General features: G+C 70.4%; 9 protein-coding genes. 4 read left to right on the top strand and 5 right to left on the bottom strand.

Annotated features, from left to right (window positions below; genetic code table 11):
- Window positions 1-77 precede the first annotated feature (77 nt).
- The 3 genes from ACFXAM_RS20935 to ACFXAM_RS20925 all read right to left on the bottom strand — a co-directional run bounded on the left by ACFXAM_RS20935 (window position 78) and on the right by ACFXAM_RS20925 (window position 4,317).
- On the bottom strand, window positions 78-1,529 hold the full coding sequence (locus ACFXAM_RS20935; protein WP_380293340.1) for a helix-turn-helix domain-containing protein: 1,452 nt from the start codon (window positions 1,527-1,529) through the stop codon (window positions 78-80).
- A 35-nt stretch (window positions 1,530-1,564) separates the two neighbouring features.
- A complete protein-coding gene (locus ACFXAM_RS20930; RefSeq protein WP_380293338.1) occupies window positions 1,565-1,978 on the bottom strand; it encodes a hypothetical protein in 414 nt (137 codons plus the stop codon).
- 239 nt (window positions 1,979-2,217) lie between these two features.
- On the bottom strand, window positions 2,218-4,317 hold the full coding sequence (locus ACFXAM_RS20925) for a Helicase associated domain protein (protein ID WP_380293336.1): 2,100 nt from the start codon (window positions 4,315-4,317) through the stop codon (window positions 2,218-2,220).
- Window positions 4,318-4,501: 184 nt separating this feature from the next.
- On the opposite strand from ACFXAM_RS20925, the gene ACFXAM_RS20920 reads away from it, so the two are divergent.
- The 4 genes from ACFXAM_RS20920 (at window position 4,502) to ACFXAM_RS20905 (ending at window position 9,736) form a co-directional block, all read left to right on the top strand.
- A complete protein-coding gene (locus ACFXAM_RS20920; protein WP_380293334.1) occupies window positions 4,502-5,533 on the top strand; it encodes a TniQ family protein in 1,032 nt (343 codons plus the stop codon).
- Between the two features lie 257 nt (window positions 5,534-5,790).
- On the top strand, window positions 5,791-6,393 hold the full coding sequence (locus ACFXAM_RS20915) for a TnsA-like heteromeric transposase endonuclease subunit (protein ID WP_380293332.1): 603 nt from the start codon (window positions 5,791-5,793) through the stop codon (window positions 6,391-6,393).
- A complete protein-coding gene (locus ACFXAM_RS20910) occupies window positions 6,390-8,771 on the top strand; it encodes a transposase (protein WP_380293330.1) in 2,382 nt (793 codons plus the stop codon). The genes ACFXAM_RS20915 and ACFXAM_RS20910 overlap by 4 nt, the downstream gene beginning before the upstream one ends.
- A 47-nt stretch (window positions 8,772-8,818) precedes the next feature.
- Window positions 8,819-9,736, top strand: a complete 918-nt coding sequence (locus tag ACFXAM_RS20905; protein ID WP_380293328.1) for an ATP-binding protein — start codon at window positions 8,819-8,821, stop codon at window positions 9,734-9,736.
- Window positions 9,737-10,068: 332 nt separating this feature from the next.
- Here the strand turns inward: ACFXAM_RS20905 and ACFXAM_RS20900 are convergent, their stop codons facing one another.
- Complete coding sequence (locus ACFXAM_RS20900; protein ID WP_380293326.1) at window positions 10,069-10,572, bottom strand: hypothetical protein; 504 nt, start codon at window positions 10,570-10,572, stop codon at window positions 10,069-10,071.
- Between the two features lie 441 nt (window positions 10,573-11,013).
- Window positions 11,014-11,859 (bottom strand): hypothetical protein, encoded by an 846-nt coding sequence (locus ACFXAM_RS20895; protein WP_380293324.1) that lies wholly within the window; start codon window positions 11,857-11,859, stop codon window positions 11,014-11,016.
- Between the last annotated feature and the right edge of the window lie 193 nt (window positions 11,860-12,052).

Genomic DNA, 12,052 nt, shown 5'->3' with positions numbered 1-12,052 from the left:
GATGTCTTGGAGTGACAGCCCTCTTCTACGGCAGCTCCGCTGCTTTGCCTACCGGCCTTGACATGCAGGCCCCACGCCTAACTGAACGGCGTTGGTACTAGTTCACCGCCCGGCCCGCGGTCATGGGCAAGCGGGTGGATGTCCGGGACCTCCGGCGGAGCCGGGTCGAATGCCTCCCTCGGGCGGGAGCCCTCCACCGGCCCGGACGTCCAGCCGGCCTCCGTGCGCACCGCCTTCGTCGGCGGGCGCAGCGCGGTGACCAGTTCCAGGCCGGAGACGGCGGTGGAGCCGCGCGGGGTGAGCACACGGGTGGCGTAGGTGCCGAGCAGGCGGGCCAGGCCGGAAGCGTCCAGGTCGTCGGGGATCTGCCAGCCACCGGACGCGAGGGCGCCCCAGGCGGGGATGCACAGCTGGACGCACACCCGTCTGCCGTCCTCGGGGGTACGGAAGATGCGCGTCCAGGGGCCCAGACCACGCTGGGTCAGCAGCCAGCCGGCCTTCTCCACCTGCTTGACGGCCTTGTGGGTCTTCGGCAACTGGCCGAGGCGCTGGACGAAATCCTTCTTCTCGTCCCGGCCCATCGGCGGCACACCGAGCTCCGCGAGCACGGCGTCGGTCAGGACGACGAGGGCATCGGCGTCCTTCCCGTGCCGGTGCAGGCGCGGCGAGCCCAGCTTGGTCTGCAGCGCCCACTCGACGACGTCAGTGAGCGTGCGCCCGGCCGGCGCGGTCGCAGCCGTGGTGCCGTCGGCCAGGTAGGCCACCAGCGCCTTGCCCGACGGTGCCACGTCCACCACCGCCAGCGGCCCGGACGGGAAACGCGCGGCCGCGGCAACCTGCCAATCCGACGGCCCCTCAGCCGCCGTCGCCGGCTTCTTCGCCGGAGCCTTCCGGGCCCGCGAAGGCGCCGCTGGGCGCGACGACGGCGTACGCCGCGACACCGCTGTCCCGCTGTTCGTCGGGGCGGGGGCGGCTTGGCGGGGCGCAGCGACCGGGGCGACCGAGGCGGCGGACTCGGCTGAGGCATGCGGGAGGGGAGCGGGCGGCGTCGCGGCAGCGGGAACGGTGCCGGGGCGGCAGAATCCGCCCAGGTGCATCGGGTGGCCCTGCGCGCGGTAGGCGGAGGGCTGGCCGCACTGCACGCACGGTCGCGGTGGCGCCATCGCCAGGGAACCGTCCGGGTTCTGGTCCAGCATCGGGACGGCCGGGGCGGTGGGCTGCTCTGGGGCGGGGGCTGTGAACGGCTCCGAAGCGGCGGGCTCCTCCAGGGCGTGCTCGGGGGCGAGTTGGGCGGCGATGCCTTGCAGCAGCCGCGCGTAGGCTGTGCGGGCTTCGCCCTGGGGTTCGCGCTGCCCCGACTCGTAGGCCGAGAACGTGTTGGGGCTGACCCCCAGGGCTTTGGCGGTCTCGGTCTTGGTGAGCCCGTACTCGGTGCGCAGCCGGCGACGCTGCGCGGGGTCGGGCAGCGGCACGGCGCGGCGCGGCCCTGCGCCCAGCAGGGCGCCGATCGCGTCGGGGGTGTCGGTCATCACGCGCTCCTTCGCTGTGGAGGTGAAACGGGCTGTCAGCGCATGCCCTGGCGGATCTCTTCGAGGCGGGTCATCAGCCGTTGATAGCGTTGGGCGGCGGCCTGCGGGGTCTTGAGGCTCTGCTGGTCCTTGATCTGGTTCCAGTCCATGCCGTGGCGCCGGGCTTCCATGATCACCTGGCATTCCAGGTGGTCGAGCTGCTGGCGGAGGTCTTCGAACAGGGCGAGGGCGGCCGCGAGGTCGTCGGTGGCGATGGCGGGCTCGTCGCCGCCTGGGGAGCGCGTGCTGGCGTCCATGACCTTGCTCAGGACCTCGGCTCCGTCCCACAGGCGCCTGGCGGGCGCCCATGCGGGCGGGTCCTCCTGCAGGTCGGGGCGCGCCCGTAGGACTGCCAGCTTCTCCAGCGCGGCCTCGTGCCGCCGGGCGGCAGGGGTCGAATCGAGTGTCATGGAGACAGGATGACGTCAAAACAATGAACAAACAAGTTGTTTATTCATTGAGTTCCTTTGTAAGGTCGCCCGAAACCCCGCCCGCCGTCCCACGGCTCCCTGTTCCAGCACGCTCCCACGTCCCGCCGTCCGGACGGCATCCGCCCCTCACCTCCGGCGGCGTCGATGACGCACCGCCGGGCAGGAAGCCGGCCACCAGGACCTGACCGTGCACCCGCTCGGGCGGCAGCGGTTCCCCGTCAGTGGGCCGGCGTCTTCTGCCGCGGGATCCAGCGCATGTGCAGGGCCTGCAGAGCGTCGAGTTGCCCCCGGGTGAGCTCGCCCGCGTCGCGGCGCTGCCGTGAGATCCACTCCCCCAGGCGAAACCGGCGCCCGGCCTGTTCGGCGACGTAGTTGTAGGGGACGTCGAGGTGCTGGTGTTCGCGGCGGAAGGTGCGTGCTGCTCTGAGGCCTTCGGCAAAGGCGCGTTCCCCGGGGCTGCGGGGGCGTCGCAGCAGCAGGGCCAGGGGGTGGTCGAAGGGCAGGGCGCCCAGGAGGTTCCTCTGGTCAGGGTGGAGCTCGGGCATGAGGTCGATCTGCTGGTCGAGCCAATCGGTCAACGGATCACCGATGCTGGGGCGGAGGTCGGGGAAGTCGAGCGTGCGGCTGCGGGAGGCGGCGAGTGCCCGAACGTAGGTGTGCTGCCACTGCTTGAGCCAGGGCGCGTTCCACCAGGGATCGATCTCGTCCAGGGCGCGCTCGTAGGGGTAGGGCAGGGTGCCGGCGCGGACCTCCTGCCTGCAGCCGGCCAGCCAGCGGCCGATCCGGGTGCCCTGGAAGGATTCGTCGGCCAGGGGCGCCAGGTGTCCGCGCTCGCGGGCGTAGTCGCGGGCGACGTGCAGCCGGAATTCGATGCTGTGGCGCGGGTGTTCCCAGCGCATGCCGAGCGCGTCGAGGGTGTCAATGCGGTCCTGGCCGAGCAGTCCGTTGCCGTGCAGGGACCGCTGGTGGCCGAGCCACCAGCCGAGGAAGAAGCGGTCGGGGCCCAGGTAGCGGCTGGGCACGTCCAGGTGTCCGCGCTCGGCGTAGTAGCGCTCGGCGCTGGCCAGTCCGAGGAACCAGATGCTGTGGTGGGGGTCGAAGGCGTTCAGGGCAAGTACGGGGATGATCTCGTCGGCGCGTTCCGGGCGGGTGGCGGGCGGAGGGAAGCGTTTGTCCAGGTCCTCGAGCTCCAGGCGCTCAACGCGGTGGACGACGTGCTCGTCGTAGACCTTCAGCGCGATCATGACCTGGTAGAGCAGCCAGTAGGGACTGCCTCTCATGCCCTTGGCCGGGTCTTCTCCCGGAGCGAGGTAGACGGGGACGATGATCGTGGCGATCTTGCCCGTGCCGGGCGGCTGGCGCAGGGCCCGTCCGACAGCCTGGACGATGTCGATGGTGCTCGACTTGGGGTCGGCGAACAGGATGCTGTCGATCGCGGGCAGGTCGACGCCTTCCTGGCACAGGCGCGAGTTGGTGAGCACGCGCCGCAGCGCCTCGGGGCTGTCCGGGGCGTGGCCGGCGAACTGCGCGAAGGTGGCCAGGCGGTCGAAGCGGTCCTGTTGGATGCGGCGCAGGTGATCGTCGTGGATCTCCATGACGACGAGGCGGTAGTCGGCGAGCAGGCCCTCCTGGATGGCCCCGGCCAGGGAGATGCGGTAAACGACGGGCCCGTACAGGCTCAGGTCGTCCATGGAGGCTACTTCGCAGGTGAGTTCGGGGTTGTCTTCGGGGTTGGCGACGTTCTTGGGGGTGGCGGTCATGTAGAGGCGGCGGCGGGCGGGGAGGGCGTCGTTGTCGTGGATGGCAGCCCACTTCTTGTTCAGGCTGCCAGCGGCCCGGTGGGCTTCGTCGCCGATGATCAGGTCCCAGGCCGGGAGGCGATGATCCGCGTGCCCCTGCGCGAGCTTGTGCAGGGAGTGGTAGGTGATGAACACGTTCACCGGCCCGTCGCCAGCGGCATCGATCTGTGTGGCGAGCTCCTCTGCGCTGTCGAACCGCTTCATCACGCCGGCCAGGGCGGGGTCTTGAGGGCCCTCGGAGCAGATGGCCAGGAACGGCCCTTTACGTCCGTCCGCGTGCCAGGCAGCGATGGTCTGCTCGAGCAGTTGCAGCCTGGGCAGGACGGTGAGGACGCGGCCTCGGGGGGCGACGTGTTGCGCGACGTTGAGCGCGATCAGGGTCTTGCCGGTTCCGCACGCGGCCTGCAGGGTGATCCGGGGCGCGCTGGTGGCGAAGGCGTTGATGCACATGTCCACCGCGATGCGCTGGTGGGCGCGCAGGTCTGTGAGCAGGTCGTGGTCGGTGGTCGTCGCGGCCACTTCTCTCCCGAAAGCACGTGCGGGCATGGCTGTTTCGAGCGTGCGGTCACGGAACGTCGCTGCGGCACGAGACTTCGGGCGTTTCACCCGATCGTGTAGTGGTTCTCGCAGACCCCATCCGGTGGCGGCGCCGGGACGCGGATGATGAGCAGCCGGGTCATCCGTGCGGAAGGACCGGGGTGGGATGCTCACGGACTGGCTGGAGATGTGGGGGCCGACTCACCGCCTTCCTTTGCAGGTGCGGCATGTGGCGGACGAGTCGACGGGGTCGTTCGTGAACCGGCTGGCGCACTGCAACGGTCTGGAGCTGGACGCGTTCCTGGACCGGGTGGGCCACGGCCGGCAGGCGGTCGATCCGCGCTTCACGGAGATGTATGTGAACTGGGCGGGACTGCAGCACCTGGCCGTGCTGACGGGGCGACAACCGCAGGAGTTGCAGCGCGCCCTGTCTGGGCTGGCGGACCGCTACCTGCTGCCCGAAGGCGACGGCACCGCACAATGGGAATGGTCGTGGGAGCCTCCCGAGGGGGAGGCGTACGTGGTCCGCGGCTGCGATCTGTGCGCCGCGCAGCGGCTGGTCGACGAACCGGTGTGGCTGCTGTGGCCCGACCGGTGGCGGGTGTGCCTGCGCCACCACCGCTGGACGGACTCCTCCCGCAGCGACGCTCCCGCCCGGGTACGGCTGGACGGCCTGCCCGCCGTCGTGCGCGCGCACCGTGAACGGCTGCGGTTGCAGCGGCGGTTCCCCGAGGCGGGAACGGCGCTGTTCGCGGACGCTTTCCACGTCGCGGTGCACTGGTGGACGCGCATGCCGTTGGCCGCGCGCTGGGCACTGCGCGCCGAGCGGGCCGGCCTGGCGCCCCGCGACCTGCGGGCGGCGCCGCTGGTGATCTATCCCGAGGCCGTCGCCCTGGCCCAGGCCATGGTCCGCTACGAGCGGACGGTCCCCTGCGAGTCCAGGACGCGTTCCCTGCTCCTGTACGAGGTGGAGTCGATGGCGGCGGCCTGGGGGCTGGACGAGCGGTTCGTGATGGCGCCGGTCCTGGAGTGGCTGACCCGGCATCACCGGCCCCCTGTTCCGGTGCGGCCTCCTATGGTGCGGGACCGTGGCTTCGTGCCGCCGCTGGGCCATACCCGGGTCGCGGCATCGTCAGGGTCTCTTGAGCAGCGTTCGTGCCTGCCCTGGCAGTTGGGGGCCGGCTCGGGCGAACTGTAGGCCGCCTGCGGCCTCGGGTTCCGCCTCGGCACAGATGGCAACGCGCGGGCAAGGCTCGTTCACTCCTTTGAGGGAACGCATGGTAGACGGCCCGCGCCGGTGTCTCGGGTGTCTCCACGGTGGTTGACAAGGCGAGGAGGCACTGATGACGGATGTGATGGCCTGGTACCTGGACCAGGCCGGCCAACTGGCCTGTTCCGCACCCGCCGAGCTGGCGCAGGTGCCGCTGGAGAAGCGGCTTCCCCCCCACCGATCCGGTGGCCTACCACGGCCGCCAGGGCGTCATCACGCGCTGGTGGTCATCCACCAACCACACATCGGTGATCTGCGGATCCCTGCGGCGCACCCGCGTCGCCATCGAACTCGACTTCGACCCGGACGTGGTGCGGTTCAGCGGTGAACCACTCGAACTGCACTGGCAGACCGGCACGACCAAGCACCGGTGGCGCTCGGACTTCATGGCGCGCACCGCCGACGGGCACCGCACCGTCGTGGCGGTACGCCCAGACAATCCGGGCCCGCAGTGGCGGATGCGGCTGTCGGTGCTGCACGAGGTGGCGCAGCAAGCGGGCTGGCGCGTGCAGGAGCGGCAGGTGCCCTACGGGGTGTGGCGCGCCAACCTTGAGTGGGCAGCCGGCTACCGTCAGCCGTTCCCGGTCTCCCGCGAGGAGGAACACGCGTTGCTGGCCGCCTTCGGCCGGCCGCGGCCGGTGCTAGACGGAGTCGCAGCCAGCGGTCTGCCCCGGCTGTCGGGGCTCGACCTGGCCTGGCGGCTGGTGTGGCACCAGCGTCTGCTCGTCGACTGGGACGTGCCGTTGCTGCCGACCTCGCCCGCGTGGGCGGCGGGGGCAAGACGGTGACCCGCGAGCTGACCGGCTGGTTCGAACCCGACCGCGTCCGACTCGGAGACCACGTCCGCTGGCAGGGTGCCCGCTACGAGATTGCCGCGTTCGCAGGTCCGCAGGTGACCCTGGCGCCCGTGACGGGCGAGGGTGCGCCCGTGACCTGCCTGTACCAGGCCATGGTCGCAGCCGAGGACTTCGCGGTCCTGGACAGCGAAGACCAGCCGCAGCAGCCCGCAGAGCTTCCGCCGCTGAACGTCCTGCTGCAGGCGGCGTCCAAGGTGGACCGCAAGCAGGCACTGTGGTGGCACCGGCACATGAAGGAGATCGACACCGGGCTGCGCCCCGGGCACCGCGTGCCGCGGCCCGGCTACGATCCCGGCTCGACCACCCTGGCCCAGCGCTACCAGGCGAAGTCCGCGGAACTGGCCGCGGCGGACATCCACATCAAGCCCCGAGCCCTGGAGGACAAGCGGCTGGCCTGGAAACGGGCGAACGAGAACCCGCTGGTGCTGCTGCTGGACGGCCGCAAGGGCAAGACCCCAAAACCGGGAGGACGCACCGATGCGCGTCTGATCACGCTCATGCACGAGGCTGTGGCCATCCGGACGAGGGAGTCCGGGGGCACGATCGGCAGCTACTACGACACCGTGCAGGATCTGCTTGCCTCCCGCTACGCGAAGGAGCTCGAAGACCCCGAAGAGCGCAAGCGCCTGACGCTGCCGGAGTCGATCTTCTACAAGCGCATGAGCGAGCTGGGCCTGTCCGACCAGGTGCGGGGCACCACCAGGCAGCGCGCCAGCAAGGCAAGCAAGCCACTGCCCCCGTACACGCCCTCCTTCGCCCTGCAGCCGGGCGAGTTGATGCAGATGGACACCACCCCCCTGCACGTCAAGGCCCTCGGGGACGACGGCGCAGTGATCTCCGCGGAGGCGACCGGGCTGATCGACGTCGCCTCCAGGACGGTGGCGGCCATCATGATCATCCCCGCGATCCTGGGCGAGGCCAGCCCGGGCGGCCCCCGGATCGGAGGCCGGGCCACCAAGTCCATCGACTTGGTCATGACTCTGGCGCAGTGCTTCTCCCCCATGCCCACCCGGCCTGGTTGGTCGCCGCTGACGGCGGCCGCCGTCTCCGCCCTGCCCTTCGCCAACCTGCGGGCGGCCGATGCCCGCTTCACCGAGGCCACCGCTGCCAGGCCGGTCATCCACCCGCGCACGATTATCGTGGACCAGGGCAGTCCCTACGTGAGCGAGCACTTCGAAAGCGTCTGCGACTTCCTCGGTATCTCCCTGCGCTACGCCCGCAAAGGAACACCGACCGACAAGCCGCTCGGCGAACGCTTCTTCCCCACCCTCGCCGACCGCTTCAGCCAGTACATCCCCGGCTGGACCGGACGCAGCCACCAGGTGCGCGGACGCGGCATCGAACGCCAACCCCTGTGCACCATCAACGAGTTGCAGGAGTGCGCCGAAGAGTGGGTGGCGCTGGAGTACCAGCAGACGCCCCATGACGGGCTGCGCAGCCCTTTCCTGCCCGGCCGGGTCCTGTCGCCCAACGAGATGTACGCCCACCTGGTGGCGATGACCGGCTACCGGCCCAGGCCGCTGTCCCCCGAGGACAGCCGTCACCTGCTGATCCCGGCCTGGGTCAAGGTCACCGACAAGGGCATCCAGATCGAGAACCGCACGTACCAGAACCCCAAGGGCCGCTTGCGGGCGCTCGCCGGACTGCCGTCCGGGCTTGCAGAGCGGAACGACCGGTGGCAGGCCGCCTACGACCCCTACCGGCCGGAGGTAGCCTGGCTGTACGACCACCGCGGCAAGGGGGACTGGATCCGCTGCGAGTTCATCCACGCGCACCTGCTCACCAACCCCTGGACGCAGTACATGTGGGACGAGTGCCGGCTCAGGGAGCAGGAAGCGGGCCGCGCGGTCGACGAGATCGCGCTCGCCCTGGCCCTGCGGGAACGCCGCGTCCGCAGCCGCAAGGGCCCCGGCCGGCGGACGGGCCCGATCATCCCCTTCCAGGGCAGGCCCCTGGACGTCGAGGACGCCACCCCCGAGGACCCGTACGCGAACCTGCCTCAAGTCGACCTGGACACGATCACCGCCTACCCGTCCCTTCCCGTCCCCGGCCGCGACGTGCCACCCACACCCACCGCCGCCCACCGCCCGGACGACACCGCGGCGCCCGCTCCGGCACCCGATCCATACTTGGGGTTGGCCGACATCGACCTGAGCACGATCACCGCCTTCCCGGACTCCTCCATCACCCGCCGTCCGCGAGGCGGCTCCACGAGACCGGCACCGGCCGTTCCTCCCCCAAAGCCTCCTCCAGGCGACCGCGAGGCCGCCGCGGAGCCCGGCGGCCCGGCCCCGGGACCGCCCAAGTGAGACACGGCTCCCGTCCCCTGCCGCGCCATCCGTCCCGAGGAACCCACGTGAAAGCAAGCACCACGCGCCGCACCCCGCGCGACGAACACGTCCTGGCCCACGCGCAGACCGCCCCGCTTCGCTTCCGGAACCTGTTCACCCTCGACGACTGGAACCGGTACGTGCGCGAGGAGGTCGAACGCCCGGACCTGGCCACGTGCGCCCCGACCGGTTTGCCCGTCGCCGACAACGACACCCGCCTGATCTACAACAGCCATCTGAAGCTCGTCGTCTACCCCGAGTTCGAACGGACTCTTCTGCGTGCGTCCCTGGCCTTCCGTGCCAACGAGCACAGGGCGGAGGGACTGCTCGACATGGTGATCGACGGCCCTGCGGGAACCGGCAAGTCCTTCCTCCTGCGAGCGATCGGACGGGACTACCAGGCCCGGGTGGCGAAGGAGGACACCAGCCGCATCCCGGTCGTGCACATCACCGTCCCCTACGAGACCGACGGCAAGATCAACTGGATCTGGGAGATCGCCTGCTTCCTCGGCCTCAACCCACCGCCCAAAGACAACCTGGCGCTCTTCGACCAAAAGCGCCTGCCGGACCTGATCCACCCGGTCACCCACGTCCTGGCACGCGCCCGCACCCGCATACTCCTCATCGACGACGTCCAGCGCACCAACGCGGACCAACTCGGGCCAGCGCTGCACTACTTCGACTACCTCCGCAGCCGCTACCGGGTCGCGACCATCTTCTGCGGTACCGGAGCGGCCGACATCGTCCAGTCCGCCCGCATCAGGGTCGACAACCACAAGGATGCCGAGACCAACCTCCAGGAACGCGTCAAGCAGCAGCGCGCCAAGGCCAGCCTCCCCGACCAGGAGCCGCCGAAAGAGCCGAAGGAACAGCTGGTCCGCAGCGCGCTCCCGGTGACCTGGCTGGACCCGATCCACTGCCACGAAGGCGACCAGAAGACCTGACTCAGGGTCCTCAAGGGCTTCGAGGACAACCTGTGCCTGCACAACCTCAGCGAGCACGCCCTGACCCAGCACGCGGGTTACCTGCACAAGCGAACCGGCGGCCACCTCAAGCAGCTGTCCCAGCTCATCTGTCAAGCCGCCGTCGATGCCATGCAGAAAGGCGACGAGGACATCACCCTCGAACGCCTCACCGGCATCCGCGTCGGGCACAACGACGACGTCTGACGCACACCGGCAGGGGCCGGCTGCCCGGAAGGCGGCGCCTCCGGCGGGGCACGTGGCCGGATCCGCAGCTCGCTACAGGATGGCAGCGGCCCGGACCAGGACAACCGCTAACGGGTGTCCCCGGAGCGCTGGTCGGGGACGCGGGCGACAATCGTGCTCAGGGCCCCGGAGTAGGTGGTCCCCAGTGCAGTGACCATCCCGGGAAACGGGCCAGGGCCGTGGCGCAGGGCGCTGACGTAGTTCTCCGGCAGCAGGACGTGGTCGCCGACCTCCAACCGGCCCGGGCCGGTCCAGCGGTAACCGTAGCCGTCCACGGTCACGACCTGGGCGCCGCAATCCTCGAACCGGCGCTGCTGGGCGTCGAGTTGCTCCTCCAGCTTCTTGACCTTGCCCTCCAAGTGCTCGTTGCGGAGTTTGGCCAAGCTCTCGGCGGACTGGCGGCCCTGGGCGTAGCCCTCGCTGTGTCCTTGCTCGTAGGCATCGAGGAGCTGCTTCTCCAGCTCGGTGGTGTGCAGTTTGCAGGCGAAGGCGCGGCCGTAGACCTGCGACTTACACGGTGTCCCGGCCTTGGTAAGCCTGCCGCAGGGACGGGGGTACTGCTGCTCGAACATGAAGTCCTCCCGAGGTGCTACCGAGGCTCGGGACAGCGGCCGGGGCGAATCGACCCTCCCCCGCACCGCCGTAGCGGTCGTCCTCTCCGCGTCCCGCGCCCCTGCGCGATCAGGATCCTTATCCTGCCCTGCCAGACCAGCCTGCGGGCACATTCTGGCAACATCTATGCAGCTCAAGGCTCCTGATCGCGAACAAGATCAACGGCGGGCTGCTCATGGCAGTAGACCAGCCGCAACCGCCCCGGGTCACTGGGTAGTTCGGGTGCCAGGCGGCGCGCAGGACTCATGGCACGGACACTGCCCGACAGCACCGACAGGACCCCCAGATCATGGAACTCGGTGTCGGCGCCCGCCCGTCCTGGGAGCCGGCCCTGCTCGGCCTGCCTGAGCGCACCGAGCCGTACCGGTCGGCGCGGCCGATGCAGGGACAAGCGGGGTCGGCTATTGGGACGGGGCAGGGGCGATGTGCAGAGCGTGGAGGGGTTGCCGGGGTGTGGCGGGCAGGACCTCGAACCATGCCTGGCCGTCGTCGAGGTAGCGGTCCAGGCTGGTCCAGTTGTTCCAGTGCAGGTCCACGTAGCAGTCGACGGTGTCGTCGGTGGCCCGGTGGTCGAGGTAGTCGCCGTGGAGTTCGATGCGGTCCGGTGCGTGACCGGAGCCCTCCAAGTGGGCCAGGGCGGCCAAGGCGGCGCGGCGCAGCGGGCTTGTCTCGACCCAGCGCCGCTCGATGTGGCGCAATGCCTCGGGTGAGCGGGGCCGCGCGTCGGGCAGGGGGAACGCGGCGACGGTGGCGGTGCCGGTGGTGCACAGGCGGTACAGGTCGATGCGGACGGGCCGGGGCAGCAGGTCGGCGATGGCCTCGTAGGCGGGCAGGACGTGGTCGCGCGGTGCGCGGCCAGCGGTGGGGTCGGGGCGGATCCCGGCGAGGCGCCGGCGGGCGAGGTTGGCTGGTTCGCCGCGGCGCCACAGCAGGAGCAAGTCGAAGCCGTCCGCTTCGAGGCTGCTGCGCATCTGGAATTGGAAGCTGACGCCGCGTCTGCGGCCGCGTAGCGCCTGCCGCACCGGCACGTAGCCGTCCTTGCCGTTGATGCTGGCGTGCAGAGAGTGCCGCAGCCAGCGGTCGTCGGTGGTGTGCTGGACGCAGACGTCGATGTCGCCGACCTCGAGTGCGCCGCGGCTGTAGGACCCGAACAGGTGGATCTCCTCGACCAGCGTCAACGGCCACTGGCCTTGTTCGAGCCGGTCCAACATCTCTTCCAGCACCACGGTCGCCTGCTCGCGTCTCATCACCCGCACCGCCTCTCCCGGTCCCCTCAGCGTCCCAGCCTGACCGCCGGGTTGGCCACCCTAACTCCCGGTACTGACAGTGCCGGTGGAGCCTGTGGGCGTCTCGGCCCCTGCCCTCGACGCCCTGAGGGCCGGTCGGCCACGCACGTGCCGGGGCGTGAGCGAGCCGAGAAGAGCCGGTGCCCAAGTCGGC

The organism is Kitasatospora sp. NPDC059462 (assembly GCF_042749955.1).
GTDB lineage: Bacteria > Actinomycetota > Actinomycetes > Streptomycetales > Streptomycetaceae > Kitasatospora.
The sequence above is the reverse complement of the archived record's forward strand: the minus strand, read 5'-3'. Positions and strand labels throughout refer to the sequence as shown.